Origin of the sequence: Bacillus licheniformis DSM 13 = ATCC 14580, assembly GCF_000011645.1 — a bacterium.
GTDB lineage: Bacteria > Bacillota > Bacilli > Bacillales > Bacillaceae > Bacillus > Bacillus licheniformis.
In genome coordinates this window covers 3,165,252-3,183,558 of the sequence record NC_006270.3, presented here as the reverse complement: position 1 = coordinate 3,183,558, position 18,307 = coordinate 3,165,252, and the positions used below count along the sequence as shown (strand labels likewise).

The following is an 18,307-nucleotide window of genomic DNA, read 5'->3' as shown; positions in this document are numbered from 1 at the left end:
AAAATAAAGGGAGTGGCAGCTGGTGGAATGGAGCAGCATCCTTGAGTGGGCTTTTCAGCGTCATCTCAACCCAATGAGCTGGTATATACGCCCGCTCTTTCTGGTGGCGCTCGCGTACTTTTGTTATAGGCGGTCTTGGAAAGGTGTCATCATTACTTTTTTGCTGATGACGAGCAGCATGGTTTGGTTTCCCGTCCCCGAGCGGATCAATCCGGAGATGCAGGCCGTTTTGGATTACGAGCTAATGCTTTTGTCCAACCCGCTTTCAGCCGTGGTCACGCTCGCTTTCATGATGGGTTTTCTCGTGTTGATTGGCACGGCATTTTGGAAGCGCTCCTTAGGGTGGGGGCTTGCGGTATTGAATGTGACGCTGATCGGAAAGGTCGTGCTGTCAGTGATGCTGACGGGGGAAAACGGCTGGGCGCCCCTCGGAAATACCGTCTTTGGATTGATTCTCGTCAACGGCATCGGGCTGCTGCTGATCGCCTGGAGGGAGAAGCGGGGAAAAGCCGGCCGTTAGCCTGCGGCTTTCCTTATCGACAAGCCGGCATGTTGTGATACAATAGCCTTTGAAACATTAATATGAAGCGGTGATCATGATGAAAGAAAGTCAGGCAGCAGCACAAATCATACACATCATAAAGGAATGGGATCCGTTTCAAGCCGGACCCGATTTTTATGAAACGGAAGCGGCCGAAATCGTTCAGGCCGTCTATACGGAAGACGATGCAGAGCGGCTGGGCGAAGCGATCCAGACCGTTTTTGAAGTATCGTTTGATCAGACGCTGCCTCTGTCGGAATGCAAACGGCTGGCTGAACGGCTCCTTGTGATCAAAGACAGCAGTTCGTGCTGAACAGAATTTAAAAACCGCCAACCGGCGGTTTTTTTATGTTCATGTCAAAATGAAATTGGCAATCTTGTCTGATACATAATCCGGATTTTCTTCAGGGACGAGGTGTCCGGTTTCTTGCAGGGAGTAGAAAATGGAATTGGGCAGATCCTGATGAAGCCTTTTTCCGATCTGTACCGGGACGACGCGGTCCTCTTCGCCCCAGATCAAGAGGGAAGGCGTCTCGATTTTCTTCAAATCATCCGGTGATAAATCGCCTTCCCGGTGTCTGATAAGACGTGCGAGCGCCCTGAAAATTTGATCATCGAGAAACGGTTTCAGGTAGCCGTTGATCATTTCCTGATCGATCAGGGAGCTGTCGTAGACAACATTCATGAGGTTTTTCAGGACGCCCTGTTTTGACAGCCAGCGCTTGATGTACAAATAAAAATAAGGAATATGGCTCCCGAAAATAAGCGAGCGGGGCGAACGCTTTAAATAGCCTGAGCTGCACAGCAGGACGACTTTTTTGAACAGTTCAGGCCTTTCCTTTATCGCATAAAGTGAAATCTGGCCGCCCATCGAATGACCGACAAGCACGGCGTCTTTAATCTTCAGCCTTTCGATCAGTTCGATGACCACCCTGGCCATGTTTTGATAGGTATACACAAAGGTGCTGGATTTTTCTGATTGGCCGAAGGGAGGCAGGTCAACGGCGACTAAATTAAACTCATCCTTCAGAAGAGGAATGATTTTTCTGTAGCAAAACGAGGAAGAAAGAAAACCGTGTATTAAAACGAGCGATGTCTTGCCTGGATTCTCGTAATGTTCATAATATATATTGACCCCTTGAATGGTCTCGATAGAAGGTTTTGTTAACAGCATGATCCAAATCACTCCGAATGTTTTTCTTTCATGTTCAAACAATCTGGCTGCATGTTGTCGCCTAAGTCCTGAGTATGTTATTTATCGTTCCCGAAAAAAATTTTTTCACGCTGCGATTTCGCTTTTTTTACCGCCTTACATTCGTATAAAAACGTGCTATAATATTCAGAAGATTTCTTGACATATAAAAGGTGTGATAACGAGATGAAGCTAACAGAAAAAGAAACAGAAATATTGGAAATATTAGAGGAAAACAGCCGCCTCGAACCTGAAACGATTGCTAAAATGGCGAACATTTCACAGGAAGAAACAAAAGCGATTATTGAAAAGCTTGAAAAAGAAAAGGTCATCATCGATTATTCTGCAATGATCGACTGGCGAAAAGTCGACGGCCATGAAGGCGTGACAGCGATGATCGATGTGAAAGTAACGCCGAAGCGCGGCGTCGGATTTGACGAAGTGGCCGAGCGGATTTATCGTTTTCAGGAAGTTGAATCCGTTTACTTGATGTCAGGCGTATATGACCTGTCTGTTGTCATCCGCGGCAGAACGATGTCGGATATTTCGCATTTCGTGTCCGAAAAATTATCGACGCTTGAATCGGTCGTGTCGACAACCACCCACTTTATTTTAAAGAAATACAAGCATGACGGTAAAGTTTTTGACTCCGGTGATGATGACAAAAGAATCGTGGTGTCTCCTTAAATGAGGACAACTTATATTTCAAAAGCAGCCCAGCAGATCAAACCGTCAGGCATCCGCAAATTTTTTGATCTTGCGTCCACAATGGAGGGCGTGATTTCATTGGGAGTCGGAGAGCCAGATTTTGTGACGGCGTGGAATGTAAGGGAAGCGAGCATCCTTTCCCTTGAGCAGGGCTACACGTCTTATACGGCAAACGCGGGTCTTCTTTCTCTGCGGAAAGAGATCAGCGCTTATCTGAATAAACGTTTTCATCTGGATTATGCTCCTGATGACGAGCTGATTGTTACAGTCGGAGCAAGCCAGGCGCTTGATATTGCGGTCAGGGCGATCCTTGATCCCGGAGAAGAAGTGCTGATTCCTGAGCCTTGTTTTGTCGCTTATGAAGCGCTTGTCTCTTTGGCGGGGGGAAAAGCGGTCCACATTCATACGAACGCAGAGCGCGGATTTAAAGCGAGCGCTGCAGATTTTGAAGCCGTTCTGACTGAGCGTACGAAGGCCATCATTCTTTGCACCCCGTCTAATCCGACAGGCTCTGTTTATTCAAAAAAAGAACTGGAAGAGATCGCGGCTTTTGCCGAAAAACACGACCTGATTGTAATAGCGGATGAAATTTACGCCGAGCTGACATACGATGAAGCGTATACAAGCTTTGCGGAAATCGCCGGAATGAAAAAGCGGACGATATTGATATCGGGTTTTTCTAAAGGGTTTGCCATGACAGGCTGGCGCCTCGGATATGTCGCAGCTCCTGCATATTTAAGGGACCCTATGCTGAAAATTCACCAGTACTCGATGATGTGCGCGCCAAGCATGGCTCAATTTGCGGCGGAGGAAGCCCTTAAAAACGGCCTCGAAGACGTTGAAAAGATGAAAAAAAGCTACCGCCGCCGAAGAAACGTGTTTGTGGATTCACTGAACGAAATCGGGCTTGACTGCCATCAGCCGGGGGGCGCTTTTTACGCGTTTCCATCCGTTAAAAAAACGGGCATGAGCTCAGAGCAGTTTGCAGAGGAGCTGCTCATCAGCGAAAAAGTCGCCGTCGTCCCGGGCAATGTTTTCGGTCCGAGCGGCGAGGGCTATATCAGATGTTCCTATGCTTCCTCGCTTGAACAGCTTCAGGAAGCACTCGTCAGAATGAAGCGCTTTGTGGAGAAGGTCGGTGCAGTAAAATAAAAAAATGCGCACCTGAAAGGTCCGCATCAACATAAGGGGGGAATACTAGAAAGCCTTAGTTGTTCTTTAGTATTCCCCTTTCAACTCGGTTTTAAACATACAATGCTAAAAAAAGTTTTTTTGCTTAATAAAGACTTGTATGATATAATTTTTTATTGCGTATAAAAAGAGATTAAATTCATAAGATTTAGGAGTTGTTAGTTATGACAGCAAAGTTTGAAGTAGGCAGTGTTTACACTGGTAAAGTGACTGGATTACAGGCGTACGGAGCGTTTGTTGCATTAGATGAAGAAACACAGGGACTCGTGCATATTTCTGAAGTAACACACGGTTTCGTTAAAGATATCAATGAACATTTGGCGGTCGGTGATGAGGTGCAAGTGAAGGTTCTTTCCGTAGATGAGGAAAAAGGCAAAATCAGCCTTTCTATCCGCGCTACACAGGCAGCTCCTGAACGAAAAGAAAGCAAGCCTAGAAGACAAAAGGCTGTTCAAGCCGAAGATACAGCTGCTCCACAAGGATTCAACACTTTGAAAGACAAACTTGAAGAGTGGATCGAGCAGTCCAACAGAAAAGATCTTATTAAGAAGTAAATGAAAAAACTCCGGCAAAAGCCGGAGTTTCAGCGTGTCGACAAACCCTCGCATTCGTTGTCAGGCCTGCGCGTCGGTGCTCACGAATTCCAACATTCGCTCCGCTCCGATGCTCGGCCTTCCTAGACTGCAAGGGTTTTCAATCACGCTGAAAGGATGACAAAATCCCAAAACAAAAGCCGTTTTGGGATTTTGTCAACAATCTTAAACTCCGGCAAAAGCCGGAGTTTTTTTAACGCATTTCCGGCTGTTTGGCGTCTTCGCCGGCGGTCTCTTCAGCAGGTTTAAATAAAAGTCCGAGGTTGATCAGACCTGCGATTCCGACAAGCGCGTAAACGGTCCGTGCTAAAGCAGACCCTTGGCCGCCAAAAATGGCTGCAACCAAGTCAAATTGAAAAAATCCTATCAGTCCCCAATTGATTGCTCCGATGATCGTTAAAACCAATGCAATACGTTGAAGTGCATTCATTTGTTATTCCTCCTATTTTGAAATCATATATTTCACATTTATAGATTGCGACCGATTTGGAAACATTATACGCCTGAGGAGCAGATCGCTTTACAGAGCGTTCGGCGATTTCCCATAATAGTAAATAAAGGAGGAGATGTAGATGGATAACTTTACATATTGGAATCCCACAAAGCTGATATTCGGCCGGGGAGAAGTTGAAAAGCTGGCAGAAGAGGTGAAACAATACGGCCGCAATGTCCTGCTCGTATACGGCGGAGGCAGCATTAAGCGAAACGGTTTATACGATCAAGTCATTTCAATCCTTGAAAAGGCGGGCGCGACCGTCCATGAACTGCCCGGCGTCGAACCGAATCCGCGTGTTGCCACTGTGAATAAAGGAGTTGCGATCTGCAAAGAGAACGATATTGACTTTCTTTTGGCAGTCGGCGGCGGAAGCGTCATTGATTGTACGAAAGCAATTGCTGCCGGAGCGAAATACGACGGCGATGCGTGGGATATTGTGACGAAAAAACATATTCCGGCTGATGCGCTGCCGTTTGGAACAGTTTTAACGTTAGCAGCAACAGGCTCTGAAATGAACTCGGGATCTGTGATCACAAATTGGGAAACCAATGAAAAATACGGCTGGGGAAGCCCGCTCGTATTCCCTAAATTTTCAATTCTTGATCCGGTCAACACGTTTACCGTCCCGAAAGACCACACGATTTACGGCATTGTCGACATGATGTCCCACGTGTTTGAGCAATATTTTCACCATACCGAAAATACCCCTTATCAGGACCGGATGTGCGAATCCCTGCTTAAAACGGTAATTGAAACAGCTCCTAAGCTCATTGAAGACCTAGAAAACTATGAGCTGCGTGAAACGATTCTGTATACAGGCACCATTGCGCTGAACGGCATGCTATCAATGGGCGCACGCGGAGACTGGGCAACGCACAATATCGAGCACGCTGTTTCAGCCGTATACGATATTCCGCATGCGGGAGGGCTTGCGATTCTGTTCCCGAATTGGATGAAGCACACGCTTTCCGAGAACGTCGGCCGCTTTAAACAGCTTGCCGTCCGTGTTTTTGACGTAGATGAAACAGGAAAAACCGATCGCGAAGTGGCGCTTGTTGGAATCGAGAAACTGTCTGAATTCTGGACCAGCCTTGGCGCGCCAAATCGTCTTGCCGATTATGACATTACAGATGAGAAGCTTGATCTCATTGCCGACAAAGCGATGGCAAACGGCGAATTCGGCCGCTTTAAAACGCTGAATAAAGACGATGTTCTGTCTATTTTGAAGGCTTCTTTATAAGATTTCTTGACGGCTCAAGGAGAACCGCCATTCCTTGAGCCGTTGTTTATTGTTATGTTTTTGACAAAAATGCAAGTGGAGGCTGAAAAAACATGCATTTTTGGCGGGCATCCTCCATCCTCCTTTTTTTCGTCACTTGATTTAACGAAGGAGTTCATATAAAGTGAAAAGGGAAGAGGCTGTCGCCGAAAATCGACATGTTTTAAAACCCTTTGGCCCGCACTCTCATGCAAATGAAAGCGCTGGCGGGTATTTGAAAGAAAACAGCTAGTACTGGAGGTTTAATAATATGACGCATGTCCGTTTTGACTACTCAAGAGCATTGCCATTCTTTAAAGAACAGGAGCTTACATATCTGCGTGACTTCGTTAAAGTCGCCCACCATACCATTCACGAAAAAACAGGTGCGGGCAGCGACTTTTTAGGCTGGGTGGATCTTCCGACTGACTATGATAAAGAAGAATTCGCCCGCATTAAAAAATGCGCTGAAAAAATTCAAAACGATTCCGATGTTTTGCTGGTTGTCGGAATCGGCGGTTCATACCTCGGCGCAAGAGCAGCGATCGAAATGCTGAATCATTCATTTTACAATGTGCTGCCGAAAGAAAAGCGGAAAACGCCGCAAGTGATTTTCATCGGCAACAACATCAGCTCTTCTTACATGAGAGACGTGATGGATCTTCTTGAAGACGCTGATTTTTCAATCAACGTGATTTCTAAATCAGGCACAACGACAGAACCGGCGATTGCTTTCCGGATCTTCCGCAAGCTTCTTGAAGAAAAGTATGGAAAAGAAGAAGCGAAACGCCGCATTTATGCAACGACAGATAAAGAGCGGGGCGCATTAAAAACGCTTGCTAATGAGGAAGGTTTTGAATCATTCATCATTCCTGACGATGTCGGGGGCCGCTTCTCTGTGCTCACAGCGGTCGGCTTGCTTCCGATCGCAGTCAGCGGAGCCGATATCGATGAAATGATGAAGGGCGCCCGCGATGCGAGCAAAGACTTCTCCACATCAGAGCTTGAAGACAATCCGGCTTATCAATATGCGGTCGTCAGAAACGTCCTTTATAACAAAGGCAAAACAATTGAAATGCTGATCAACTACGAGCCGGGCCTTCAGTACTTCGCAGAATGGTGGAAGCAGCTCTTTGGTGAAAGTGAAGGAAAAGACGAAAAAGGCATTTACCCTTCTTCAGCCAACTTCTCTACTGATCTTCACTCTCTTGGACAATACGTACAAGAAGGAAGAAGAGATATGTTCGAAACGGTGCTGAACGTTGAAAAGCCAAGACACGAGCTGACAATCGAAGAAGCGGACAATGATCTTGACGGCTTGAACTACCTTGCCGGCAAAACAGTCGACTTCGTTAATAAAAAAGCGTTCCAAGGCACAATGCTCGCGCACACGGACGGTAACGTGCCGAACCTGATCGTGAACGTACCTGAAATGAACGCTTACACGTTCGGCTATCTCGTGTACTTCTTTGAAAAAGCCTGCGCAATGAGCGGATACTTGCTCGGCGTCAACCCGTTTGACCAGCCTGGAGTGGAAGCATACAAAGTCAACATGTTCGCCCTTCTCGGCAAGCCTGGCTTCGAAGAGAAAAAAGCAGAGCTTGAGAAGCGTTTGAATCAATAATTGAAAAAACACAGCCTCCGGACTTATTGTCCCGGAGGCTGTTTTAATTCGTATGACGGATGCTGAAGTCCGGTGGACGGATAAAATTCGTCATGTATGTAGACGAATCCTAATTTCTCCAATCGTTTTCGTGAAGCTGTATTTTCAGGATGATGTCCCGCAAACAGCTTTTTTGCCCGGATTTTGTTAAATGCGTACTCAATCATGGCTTCAGCCGCTTCAGATGCATAACCTTTACCCCAAGCTGAACGGACGAGATGAAAACCAAGCTCGTACACATCATTTTCCGGGTCATAGGGGCGAAGGCCGCAGCATCCGACGAATTCATTGTTGCTTGTTTTAAGAACCCCGTGTGTTTTATATTGTTCGATTTCCAGCAGCAAACGGTTTCTTATTTCGCCTTCGGTCATGATTCCGTCTGCTGTTAGATAATTGGTCACATCTCGATTTCCCCACAATGTCTTTGCCAAATTCAAATTCTCTTTCTTCCATAAAGAAAAGCCGATGCGTTTAGTTTGCAGAAAGTGGTTCATTCCGATCCCCCTGTAAGGCTGCTGTTCACCCTATTTTAACACAGCTACAGCCGTCGGGGCTCTCTAGGCTAATGATTCATCCCGTAAATCGTAAACGCGAGATAAGCCGCGAAAAAACTCCACAGCACATAAGGGATAAAGAGAATGGCCGCCGTTTTGTGAATTCGCCGTGTGATAAAGGTGAGCGAAAGAGCGGTAATGGCTACGAAAAAGGAGTCGACTGCGGCAGCAAGTAAGTTTTTTTGCGTAAATTGAAAATAGCTGAATGCCTGGTTAAACACATAGTTGATGATCAGCATGATCCAAAATGGCGCAGCTGCTTTTCTCATGTCATATGCAGCATACACGAGCGCCGCTGCTAATGAAATGAAGGCGAACAGCACGCTCCAGACGGTTCCGATCAAACGGCCTGACGGCGTCCAATCCGGCTTGTTTAATGACTCATACCATTCCCGGTCTACGGGAAATAAAATTCCTGCGAGTGAAAACAGTGCATATATAACGAGAAACACTATCACAGCCGTTACTATTTTTCCTTTCTTCAATAGAGGTTCCTCCCAAAAATAACCTTATAACATTGTCTTTCCCTATTTGTTCAAATATACTCATACCGCGCAAGCTTCTGAACCATACTAAAAAAATAAAACGGTTGGAGTGACACCATGGCATTTGTATTGGAAACATTGTTTCTCATCTTAACGGGCATTGTTCTGCTGAGAATTTCGGGAAGAAAATCAATTTCGCAGATGACAATTGCCACCACCGTCGTCATGATATCCATCGGAACGATCATCGTTCAGCCGATTATAGAAGACAGCATTTTTAAAACGGTGGCAGCTGCATCGATCTTTATCATCGTCCTTCTGTTGATCGAGTACTTGAAAATGAAATTTGATTTTTTTGAAAGCCTGATTGCGGGGAAAGCCGTTGTATTGATCGAAAACGGGGAGCTCCAGGAGCAGAATTTAAAAAAGCACCGCCTGACCGTCGACCAGCTGGAAATGAGGCTCCGGACACAGGGGATTTCAAAGTTAGCGGATGTGAAAAACGTAACGCTCGAATCAAACGGCCAGATCGGCTACGAGTTATCGGATGATGCCAAGCCTTTCACTATGGGAGAGTATAAAAAATTCCTGCGCATGCAAAACAACCTGCAGCAGCCGGAGGACAACCTGTTTAAAGAAATCACCGAAGGCCATCTGAACGAACCTGATAAGCAATTGCGCTAAAGTCCTGGCATATAAAAACGAAAAAAGGAGTTTTTTTCATGATAAGCTTACCTTCTGAACTGGAAAACCGGTCGTTTTCTCTTTATCACCTCGAACAGACGCTGAAGCCTCTCGGCTATGTGATCAGCGGCGGCTGGGAATATGACCGCGGCTTTTTTGACTATAAGATTGATGATGAGGACGGATACCTGTTTTTGCGGATTCCGTTTGAGGCGGAGGACGGACAGCTTGATTCGCAAAATGCGACGGTCAAGCTCGGCACGCCGTTTTTGCTTCGCCATGTCTATCAGGAAGCGCTGGATGACTACGTCGTTCAGGGGAATTTCCGCGCATCTTTTGACCAGTTTGCCGAACCGAAAGAAAAAGACGCCGATATTCCCGGCGTCTATGAAAAGCTTGGCCAATCGTATGTAAAAGAACTCGAAGAGGCGCTTCTTTCTTAAAGGGACAGCAGCTGGTCCGTCGGCTGTAGCTTGTACGAAAAAGAAGGAGACAGCACAGGCCCGTCTTTTTGGTGGACACCGATGATGAAAATGTCTTCCTTCATAAAATGGCGGATCACTTCTTGAAAAGACGCGCCCTCCATCGTCTTCGGAAGCGGAACCCGATGGACTTTGAAATGAATATCCGCTTCCGTAAAAAGCGGATCAGGAAGCTGGTCTTTAATGAGAAAATGCTGCAGCATCGCCGTTTTTAAAAGGTCCGCCGTACTGATGATTTGGTTGGCTCCGGCGCGCTCGGCATTTTTTTTCTGCTTTTCCGTCAAGATTTCTACAACGCAATACACCGACGGGTTCAAGCCTTTAACGGCCAGCAATGTTAAGACCGACTGCATGTCTGCAGATATTTCGCTTTTATGCTGATCGGCGGTTATAAAGACGATTTCAGCCTCTTCGATATTCGCTTTTTGCAGTGTGGCATCATCCGCTGCGTGTCCTCTGATGAAATGAATGTTTTCCATCAGGGGACCTTCCTTTAGCGTTTCATCAATGAGGACGATCGTTTTGTTTGAATCGGCGGCCTGGAGCGTCCTCATCAGCTTGTTGGATTTCTCGTTCCAGCCGATCAGGATCATATGCCCCTTGCCTCTGTAGTTCACCTTGCCTTCGGCGTAGCGCTGCTGCTTGCTGAAAGCGGCCGTCGCCATCGTTGCAAAATAGGCCGTGACAAACGCTGCCCCTATTAAAATCAGGAGCATGCCGACGATTTTGCCGAGCGCTGTTTTAGGGACAAAATCGCCGTATCCGACTGAGGACACGGTGATCAGGGCCCACCATATGCCTTCAAAAACATTTGAAAACTGCTGCGGCTCGACGAAGGTGATCAGCTGACCGAAAAGGAGGATCAATAAAAGGATAATGATTGCGATGCGGACATATATAGGCCACCTCAGCCATGCGATGAATACACGGTTTGATTTCATGCTTCTTCACCGTCTTTCCGCAGGGAAAATGATAAAATTTCTTTGATGATCGCATTTAACTTTTGATTGGTGCTAACTTTCCCGTGCTGTTCAATCGCTTGTCTGATCATCTCTGCCGTTTCTTCTTCAAATTCGATCAGCTGCTCGTCCTTTTCCGATTCGTTATAGAGAAGAATGAACGCATCAAGCCCTTCATTCATTTTATCGATCGCCGTGCTTAACTGTTCTTTTTCCTGATCCGTTACTTTCACCGTGTCACCACCCGAGTTCGCCTTTTTAATCAGTATATCCCTCTTTTGCAAAAATTTTTCAGGTAATAATAAACCTTCGTTAACCGACAATAACCGGTAGAGCTGAAGATTTTCGCTCCGGCGTCATATCGGTTCCCGTCCTTCCATACACTTTTTATAAACGAATGAGGGATGGGAGCGGAATGTCCTGTTTAATGAGGCTCTTTTTCATACTGATCGGAGTCCAGTTGATGGCGGCGTCGTCCATTCAATTCATTTTTGATTTAAACGCCGTGTATCATTCCTCTGATGAGGTGTTCTGGAGGGAATTTTTCAAGGAGCTGTTCACTAGGCCGCCTTTATACTTCATGATTTCAGGAATGGTGCTGATCTTTATCGGGGTTTGTTTGCCGCGAAGAAACAAATAGTGCACTTTTCTGTACAAAAGGAAATCCCTCGGGCTAAAATATATTTACAATTACAATTTTTAAACAACTTATCACAAGAGGGAAGATGATTGCATGAGCATGATTTTTTACTTGTTAACATTTGCTGCATTAGGTTTATCGATTTGGGCACAATTTAAAGTAAAGAGCAACTTTGAAAAATATTCAAAAGTAGAGGCGTCAAGCGGGAGAACTGGAGCCGAAGTGGCCAGACAGATTCTCGACCGAAACGGCCTTTACGATGTCCCGGTTGAACCGGTAAGAGGAACCTTGACAGACCATTATGACCCGACAGCACGCGTTGTGCGCCTGTCCGAACCCGTATACTACGGCCGTTCAATCGCAGCGGTTTCCGTTGCTTCCCATGAATGCGGACATGCCCTGCAGCACCAGGAGTCATACGGCGCACTTGTTTTGAGGCATAAGATGTTTCCGGTCGTGAACTTTTCTTCGGGAGTGGCGCCGTTTTTGTTTATCGGCGGAATGCTGCTCGGAAGCCTGAATCTGATCGGACTCGGCATCATATTGTTTTCTGCGGCCGTATTCTTCCAGCTTGTGACATTGCCTGTTGAATTTAACGCAAGCTCCCGGGCAAAAAGGATCATCGTTTCAGAAGGAATGATCCGCAACACGGAGGAAAGAGGCGTCAGCAAGGTGCTGGATGCCGCGGCTCTGACATACGTCGCAGCAGCGCTTGTTTCGCTGTTTGAGCTGCTGCGCTTCGTCGCAATTTTCCTGTCCGGTCGTAATGACTAACCATTCGTTTTAAGGAGGTGGCCCCTTACCATATTTGGTAAGGGCTTTTTTTGAATATCCTGAATCTCATACTCGTCATACTTTTAATTGCAGCTACGGCTTTTTTCGTTGTCGCCGAATTTGCGATCGTCAAAATCCGCGGCACAAAAATCGATCAGCTCGTTGAAAGCGGGGATAAGCGGGCGATTGCGGCCAAAAGAGTGGTGACAAATCTTGATGAATATTTGTCTGCCTGCCAGCTCGGCATTACCATCACCGCATTAGGGCTCGGCTGGCTCGGAGAATCGACATTCGAACAGATCATTCACCCGCTTTTTGAGTTATTTGGCCTGCCTGAGTCCGTTTTAAGAGTGGCTTCGGTTGTTGCCGCATTTATCATCATTACATTTTTGCACGTTGTGGTCGGCGAGCTTGCGCCAAAAACAATTGCGATTCAAAAAGCGGAAGCCGTCAGCTTATGGACGGCGAAGCCGCTCATTTTGTTTTATAAAATCATGTTTCCGTTTATCAAACTGTTGAATGGCTCGGCCCGGCTGTTAACGAAGCTGTTCGGGTTCCATTCTGTTAAAGAGCATGAAGTGGCGATCAGTGAGGAAGAGCTGCGGCTTATGCTGTCTGAAAGCTATAAAAAAGGGGAAATCAATCAGTCTGAGTATAAATACGTCAACAAAATTTTTGAATTTGACAACAGGCTGGCCCGGGAAATCATGGTGCCGAGAACGGAGATGGCGACGCTTATGGCCGATCAATCCATAAAAGAAGCGATTGAAACCGTCATTAATGAACGCTACACGAGATATCCGGTTATTAAGGACGATAAAGACCATATTATCGGAATTGTCAACAGCAAGGACTTGTTTAAATCGTATTTTCTCGACGAGACGATTCCTTTAACTGACTTAATGAGGCCTGTCATCAGGGTGATTGAGAACATACCGATCCAGGAGCTCTTGATTCGCATGCAGAAGGAACGGATCCATATGGCCATTCTTGTTGATGAGTACGGCGGAACGGCAGGGCTGGTTACGGTAGAAGACATATTAGAGGAAATCGTCGGAGAAATCAGGGATGAGTTTGATCAGGACGAAATGCCGCACATTATAAAAAAAGGCGAACATCATTATATTATGGACGGAAAAGCTTTAATCGACGAAGTGAATGACCTCCTTCATATCGCGATAGAAAACGAAGAAGTCGATACGATCGCCGGCTGGCTTTTGACGCAAAAGATGGAGCTGAAAAACGGGGACATCCTTAAAACTGAGGGGTGCGAATTTAAAATTCTTGATGCTGAAGATCATCATATCCGTTTCATCGAAGTGAAAAAAACGGATTTTTAAAAACAGCTGCGGTTGGCCGCGGCTGTTTTTTAGTTCGATGGCCGTTCCTTATTTCAATAAAATGGATATTTATTCAAAGATAAGAGGATATATCTATGGAAAATCATGACTTTTTACGAATGTGCACCTTGTCGTTCTTTTTTATAATATGATGTATAAATATGAGGAGGTTTTTAATACGTGAAAAACAACCATTTGCTAAAATCCATTCTGCTATGGGGTGCCGTATGCATCATAGTGCTGGCAGGGCCGCTCTCAGCATTTGCCGCTTCGTCATCAAACCCGTCGGATAAATTGTATTTTAAAAACAAAAAATACTACATATTCAACAATGTATGGGGAGCCGACCAGGTCAGCGGCTGGTGGCAGACCATTTATCATAATAGTGATTCAGATATGGGCTGGGTGTGGAATTGGCCGAGCAATACAAGCACGGTAAAAGCTTATCCGTCGATCGTCAGCGGCTGGCATTGGACTGAAGGCTATACTGCCGGAAGCGGCTTCCCGACGCGATTGTCAGATCAAAAAAACATCAACACGAAAGTCAGCTATTCGATCAGCGCAAACGGCACATACAATGCCGCATATGACATTTGGCTCCACAATACAAACAAGGCGAGCTGGGATTCGGCTCCAACCGATGAGATTATGATCTGGCTCAATAACACAAACGCCGGACCTGCCGGTTCCTATGTCGAAACTGTATCGATTGGCGGGCACAGTTGGAAAGTATATAAAGGCTATATTGATGCTGGAGGCGGCAAAGGGTGGAACGTGTTTTCATTTATCAGAACAGCAAACACCCAAAGTGCGAACCTGAATATTCGGGATTTCACGAATTATCTTGCCGACTCCAAACAGTGGCTTTCCAAAACAAAGTATGTCAGCAGTGTGGAATTCGGTACTGAAGTTTTCGGAGGCACAGGACAAATTAATATTTCCAATTGGGACGTAACGGTCCGCTGATGGATTTGCACCGCTCTTTCGCAAAAAGAGCGGTGTTTAATTTATTCCAAATGTTCTTTTTTAGGCGTTCGCAACTGAAATATTACGATACCATCCTTACGTATTGCCGTTTATCTTCATCCTGAATAACCACTCCAAGCTTTGCCAGGTCTTTGCGCAGAATTTTTGCCTCTTCATGTTTATTATCCAGTAAAGCTCGTTCTCTGGCTAAAAGTAGCGTATTGATATGCGAGGGAAAATCGGGGTGATCCGCAACCCAGCGTTGATACTCATTCTTAAAGGGATCTTCGTCTGCCCATTTATAGCCGTGATGTTTAAAAGCACTTTCTGCTAGCGCTCTCTTTGATTCAAGTTGTTCACGGTACAATTCAGTGCCCTTATGACCAAGAACAACAAGATCCTTCTTCTCAAGATAAATTGCAGAAATGTCTTTTTTCTCAATCACTTCTTCTTTCTCTTTAAACAACAGCTTCACGTTTTGATCAGAAATGAACACTTGAAGAATTTCAGTGAAAATATATTGTGAAAAAAATAGGCCGGCAACGATTCCGATAAATGCAGCGATAATTGAAACCCAGAAACTGTTTAGTGATGTGATAAATTCCAAAGGCCCTTTAAAAGGAACGATTGGAATGGTCAATACCCAATCGGCTATAACAGGCAAAAACCATCCAAGAACAGCTCCTAAAACCGGTGGAATGATCCAATATAAGGTTTTCTCTATTTTAGACAATCCAATAATCGTTTCCTGATTCAAAATCTTTCACTGCCTTTCATTACATTACTGACTGCTGTTTCCCATACTTTTTTATAATCCATCTCAATTCCTAAAATCATAAAGTTACCCAAATTATCAATGATCAGGGCAAGGGAGTGTGCATTCACTTTGGTGTTTTTAGAAGAGATGACACCGAGTTCGACACCGTAGGAAAGCAATGCTTCAAAACCTTCTAAGAATTGTTCCATGATAGATTTAAGCTTTTTCTCATATCTTGGTTTTTGTGCTGCACTTAAAACAAACTCGTGTACCACTTTTAAAGCAGGAGAGTTATGTTTATACTCTTCAAAATAGCGTACGCCGTCTGTTATTAATCGTTTTTTAAAGTTCTCCTTCGTGTACTTATTGATTGAAAAATATTCAGAGAAATTGTGATCATCAAATACGATGTGAAATAGATAATCGATAAGCTCTTCTTTAGAAGGGAAATAATAGTAAATAGCCGGTTTAGAAATGCCGACTTCCGATGCAATCATTGAAAGGCTCGTGCCTTTTAGGCCGTGTCGGGCAATAAGAGTAAATGCTGCTTCAACAATCGCATCTTGGGTGTTCATTTTCTTTTTCATTGAAATCATCCTTAGCATAATCTATATATTTATTTTACTTACCGATAGGTAAAAAAGCAACTGTAATTTATGCTTTACATATTCTGTATTAACAGATGCTCCGTTTCAAAAGGATTAAAGCTTCTTTCACCTACTCTTGCCGTCACCCTTGCTGTCTTCAAAGGATTTATAGTCCGCAAAGCATATTTAGTATTGAGAAACGTATAATCGTTGGTATATCAAAGTTTATAGGATGTTTATGTTCGGAGTCTAAAAATATTTTATTCATATATCATAATGTCTTCACAACAAGGGGTGTTTGAATGGCAAGGGCATGGTGGAAAGAGGCAGTCGTTTATCAAGTGTATCCGCGCAGTTTTATGGATTCGAACGGGGATGGCGTCGGAGATATCAACGGGATCAGAGAGAAGCTTCCGTATATCAGGGAGCTCGGGGCAGATGCCATTTGGATTTGTCCGGTCTTTGATTCTCCCAATGCAGATAACGGCTACGACATCAGGGATTATCAAAGCATCATGCCGGAATTTGGCACGATGGACGACTTTGACGAACTATTAACTGAAGCGCATCAGCTCGGAATGAAACTGATCATCGATCTTGTCATCAATCATACGAGCGATGAACATCCTTGGTTTATCGAATCAAGAGCAGAGCGGAATTCCGGGAAACGGGACTGGTATATTTGGCATGACGGAAAGGACGGAAGCGAACCGAACAACTGGGAAAGCATATTCGGCGGCTCAGCCTGGACTTATGACGAAAAAACAGAGCAATATTATCTGCACCTTTTTCACGAAAAGCAGCCTGATCTGAATTGGGAAAACAGTGATATGCGAAGCGCTCTTTATGACATGATCAACTGGTGGCTTCAAAAAGGAATCGACGGATTCAGGGTTGACGCGATTTCGCACATTAAGAAAAAAGAAGGGCTGCCGGATCTGCCGAATCCGGAAGGGCGCCCTTTCGTGCCTTCATTTGCTTATCATATGAATGTCGAAGGGATTATGGCGTTATTGCAGGATGTAAAAGAGAATACGTTCGCCGGGTATCCACATATCATGACAGTCGGCGAAGCAAACGGTGTCAGCGCTGAAGAAGCGGAGGACTGGGTTGGAGAACCAAACGGTATATTCAGCATGATTTTTCAATTTGAACACCTCGGGCTTTGGGATATTGAAGGCGGAGAACCCGATATCCCCGAACTCAAGCGGATTTTGTCAAACTGGCAATCTGCTCTTGAAGGAAAAGGCTGGAACGCGCTTTTTATCGAAAATCATGATCAGCCCCGGGCCGTTTCAGTTTGGGGAGATGACGGGAAATACAGAACAGTCAGCGCGAAGGCCTTAGCTGCAATGTATTTTTTGATGAAAGGCACCCCGTTTATTTATCAAGGGCAGGAAATCGGAATGACAAACGCGATTTTCTTAGATATAGACGATTATGATGACGTCTCGATTAAAAATTATTACCGGATTCAAAAAGAAAAGGGCCGCTCACACGAAGACATCATGAAGGCGGTATGGAAAAAGAGCAGGGATCACGCGCGCACGCCTATGCAATGGACTGATCGGCCAAATGCCGGCTTTACCAAAGGGGAACCGTGGCTGCGCATGAACGAAAATTACAAGCTGATCAATGTCGTTCATCAGCAGCATGACCCCCGGTCGGTCTATCATTTTTATAAACGGTTAATCGCAATCAGAAAACGGTATGACGTCTTCATCGACGGATCATATAAACTGCTTCTGGCTGAGGATCGGCAGATTTTTGCATACTTGCGAAAGCTTGAAGAAGAAACCGCCATCGTGATCGTGAACCTCAGCGCACGCCAGGCGTTTTACCATCATCCCGCATATCCGTTATGTTCGAACGGACTGCTGCTGTCAAACTTGGATATCAACGCGCACAAGCACCTCACATCTTTCATGATGAGACCCTATGAGGCGCGCGTTTATTTGATCAGACAGGAAATCGGCGATTTGTAACGAATTGAGAAAGGGTGCCAAGAAAGGAGCGGATTCGTATGTTGAAAAAAATACAGATTCAAACAAACCGGCGCGATGAAATGCTTGATATCACAAATGACGTCCAAAGATTCATCTCAGAAAACGATGTTTCCAGCGGCGCTGTTATCGTCTACTGTCCGCATACGACGGCGGGTATAACGATCAATGAAAATGCCGACCCCGATGTCAAACGCGATATGCTGAGAAGATTCGATGAAGTGTATCCGTGGGAACATGAGCTTGACCGCCATATGGAAGGGAATACAGCGGCGCATTTGAAAGCGAGCACGGTCGGGGCATCGCAGCATATGATTATTGAAGGGGGCAGGCTTGTCCTCGGGACTTGGCAGGGCATATATTTCTGCGAGTTCGACGGCCCGAGGCACCGGACGTGCTATTTTAAAATTTTAGCCGATTAAAAGGAGGAAATA

The 18,307-nt window shown here is 45.3% G+C and carries 23 protein-coding genes; 15 read left to right on the top strand and 8 right to left on the bottom strand.

Annotated features, from left to right (window positions below; translation table 11 throughout):
* The first annotated feature begins 22 nt into the window (after nt 1-22).
* Nucleotides 23-520, top strand: coding sequence for a hypothetical protein (locus TRNA_RS37900; RefSeq protein ID WP_011198245.1), 498 nt, complete (start codon nt 23-25; stop codon nt 518-520).
* 79 nt (nt 521-599) lie between these two features.
* Complete coding sequence (locus TRNA_RS37895) at nt 600-854, top strand: DUF1871 family protein (protein WP_011201725.1); 255 nt, start codon at nt 600-602, stop codon at nt 852-854.
* Between the two features lie 39 nt (nt 855-893).
* Here the strand turns inward: TRNA_RS37895 and TRNA_RS37890 are convergent, their stop codons facing one another.
* The gene (locus TRNA_RS37890; protein ID WP_009329497.1) at nt 894-1,715 is read right to left on the bottom strand and encodes an alpha/beta fold hydrolase; all 822 of its coding nucleotides are present in this window, start codon (nt 1,713-1,715) and stop codon (nt 894-896) included.
* 204 nt (nt 1,716-1,919) lie between these two features.
* Here TRNA_RS37890 and TRNA_RS37885 point away from each other — a divergent pair, with 204 nt between their 5' ends.
* From TRNA_RS37885 to yugI, 3 genes are all read left to right on the top strand, one after another.
* Entirely contained in the window at nt 1,920-2,420 is a 501-nt protein-coding gene (locus TRNA_RS37885) for an Lrp/AsnC family transcriptional regulator (RefSeq protein WP_003184796.1), read from the top strand.
* Nucleotides 2,421-3,593: an aminotransferase gene (locus TRNA_RS37880; RefSeq protein ID WP_011198244.1), complete on the top strand. Its 1,173-nt coding sequence runs from the start codon at nt 2,421-2,423 to the stop codon at nt 3,591-3,593.
* A 203-nt stretch (nt 3,594-3,796) separates the two neighbouring features.
* Entirely contained in the window at nt 3,797-4,186 is a 390-nt protein-coding gene (gene yugI, locus TRNA_RS37875; protein WP_009329495.1) for a S1 domain-containing post-transcriptional regulator GSP13, read from the top strand.
* A gap of 232 nt (nt 4,187-4,418) precedes the next feature.
* Here yugI and TRNA_RS37870 read toward each other — a convergent pair whose 3' ends face one another.
* Nucleotides 4,419-4,655, bottom strand: coding sequence for a DUF378 domain-containing protein (locus TRNA_RS37870; protein WP_003184789.1), 237 nt, complete (start codon nt 4,653-4,655; stop codon nt 4,419-4,421).
* Between the two features lie 142 nt (nt 4,656-4,797).
* Here TRNA_RS37870 and TRNA_RS37865 point away from each other — a divergent pair, with 142 nt between their 5' ends.
* Nucleotides 4,798-5,961: an iron-containing alcohol dehydrogenase gene (locus TRNA_RS37865; protein ID WP_009329494.1), complete on the top strand. Its 1,164-nt coding sequence runs from the start codon at nt 4,798-4,800 to the stop codon at nt 5,959-5,961.
* A gap of 289 nt (nt 5,962-6,250) precedes the next feature.
* A complete protein-coding gene (locus TRNA_RS37860; protein WP_003184785.1) occupies nt 6,251-7,603 on the top strand; it encodes a glucose-6-phosphate isomerase in 1,353 nt (450 codons plus the stop codon).
* 23 nt (nt 7,604-7,626) lie between these two features.
* Here the strand turns inward: TRNA_RS37860 and TRNA_RS37855 are convergent, their stop codons facing one another.
* A complete protein-coding gene (locus TRNA_RS37855; RefSeq protein ID WP_003184784.1) occupies nt 7,627-8,136 on the bottom strand; it encodes a GNAT family N-acetyltransferase in 510 nt (169 codons plus the stop codon).
* A gap of 68 nt (nt 8,137-8,204) precedes the next feature.
* Nucleotides 8,205-8,681, bottom strand: a complete 477-nt coding sequence (locus TRNA_RS37850; RefSeq protein WP_003184782.1) for a TspO/MBR family protein — start codon at nt 8,679-8,681, stop codon at nt 8,205-8,207.
* Nucleotides 8,682-8,798: 117 nt separating this feature from the next.
* On the opposite strand from TRNA_RS37850, the gene TRNA_RS37845 reads away from it, so the two are divergent.
* Both TRNA_RS37845 and TRNA_RS37840 read left to right on the top strand, forming a co-directional pair.
* Nucleotides 8,799-9,365, top strand: coding sequence for a DUF421 domain-containing protein (locus TRNA_RS37845; RefSeq protein ID WP_009329492.1), 567 nt, complete (start codon nt 8,799-8,801; stop codon nt 9,363-9,365).
* Nucleotides 9,366-9,403: 38 nt separating this feature from the next.
* On the top strand, nt 9,404-9,808 hold the full coding sequence (locus tag TRNA_RS37840; protein ID WP_003184777.1) for a YugN-like family protein: 405 nt from the start codon (nt 9,404-9,406) through the stop codon (nt 9,806-9,808).
* On the opposite strand, the gene TRNA_RS37835 is transcribed toward TRNA_RS37840, so the two are convergent.
* Both TRNA_RS37835 and TRNA_RS37830 read right to left on the bottom strand, forming a co-directional pair.
* Nucleotides 9,805-10,788: a potassium channel family protein gene (locus tag TRNA_RS37835; protein ID WP_009329488.1), complete on the bottom strand. Its 984-nt coding sequence runs from the start codon at nt 10,786-10,788 to the stop codon at nt 9,805-9,807. The genes TRNA_RS37840 and TRNA_RS37835 overlap by 4 nt on opposite strands.
* Nucleotides 10,785-11,039, bottom strand: coding sequence for a protein mistic (locus TRNA_RS37830; RefSeq protein ID WP_003184771.1), 255 nt, complete (start codon nt 11,037-11,039; stop codon nt 10,785-10,787). Before TRNA_RS37830 ends, TRNA_RS37835 begins: the two co-directional genes overlap by 4 nt.
* A 182-nt stretch (nt 11,040-11,221) precedes the next feature.
* On the opposite strand from TRNA_RS37830, the gene TRNA_RS43735 reads away from it, so the two are divergent.
* The 4 genes from TRNA_RS43735 (at nt 11,222) to TRNA_RS37815 (ending at nt 14,526) form a co-directional block, all read left to right on the top strand.
* On the top strand, nt 11,222-11,446 hold the full coding sequence (locus tag TRNA_RS43735) for a hypothetical protein (protein WP_003184768.1): 225 nt from the start codon (nt 11,222-11,224) through the stop codon (nt 11,444-11,446).
* 99 nt (nt 11,447-11,545) lie between these two features.
* Nucleotides 11,546-12,220 carry a zinc metallopeptidase gene (locus TRNA_RS37825; RefSeq protein ID WP_025805900.1) on the top strand — a complete coding sequence of 225 codons (675 nt, stop codon included), beginning with the start codon at nt 11,546-11,548 and terminating at the stop codon, nt 12,218-12,220.
* 50 nt (nt 12,221-12,270) lie between these two features.
* A complete protein-coding gene (locus TRNA_RS37820; RefSeq protein WP_003184764.1) occupies nt 12,271-13,560 on the top strand; it encodes a hemolysin family protein in 1,290 nt (429 codons plus the stop codon).
* A 180-nt stretch (nt 13,561-13,740) separates the two neighbouring features.
* On the top strand, nt 13,741-14,526 hold the full coding sequence (locus tag TRNA_RS37815; protein WP_009329478.1) for a GH12 family glycosyl hydrolase domain-containing protein: 786 nt from the start codon (nt 13,741-13,743) through the stop codon (nt 14,524-14,526).
* Nucleotides 14,527-14,608: 82 nt separating this feature from the next.
* Here TRNA_RS37815 and TRNA_RS37810 read toward each other — a convergent pair whose 3' ends face one another.
* The gene (locus tag TRNA_RS37810; protein WP_003184761.1) at nt 14,609-15,283 is read right to left on the bottom strand and encodes a YqeB family protein; all 675 of its coding nucleotides are present in this window, start codon (nt 15,281-15,283) and stop codon (nt 14,609-14,611) included.
* Entirely contained in the window at nt 15,280-15,870 is a 591-nt protein-coding gene (locus tag TRNA_RS37805; RefSeq protein WP_011198243.1) for a TetR/AcrR family transcriptional regulator, read from the bottom strand. The genes TRNA_RS37810 and TRNA_RS37805 overlap by 4 nt, the downstream gene beginning before the upstream one ends.
* A 302-nt stretch (nt 15,871-16,172) precedes the next feature.
* Between TRNA_RS37805 and TRNA_RS37800 the strand changes: the two genes are divergently transcribed.
* Together TRNA_RS37800 and TRNA_RS37795 are read left to right on the top strand one after the other, a co-directional pair.
* Nucleotides 16,173-17,855, top strand: a complete 1,683-nt coding sequence (locus TRNA_RS37800) for a glycoside hydrolase family 13 protein (protein WP_011198242.1) — start codon at nt 16,173-16,175, stop codon at nt 17,853-17,855.
* A 38-nt stretch (nt 17,856-17,893) separates the two neighbouring features.
* Nucleotides 17,894-18,295: a secondary thiamine-phosphate synthase enzyme YjbQ gene (locus TRNA_RS37795; RefSeq protein WP_011198241.1), complete on the top strand. Its 402-nt coding sequence runs from the start codon at nt 17,894-17,896 to the stop codon at nt 18,293-18,295.
* Nucleotides 18,296-18,307 lie beyond the last annotated feature (12 nt).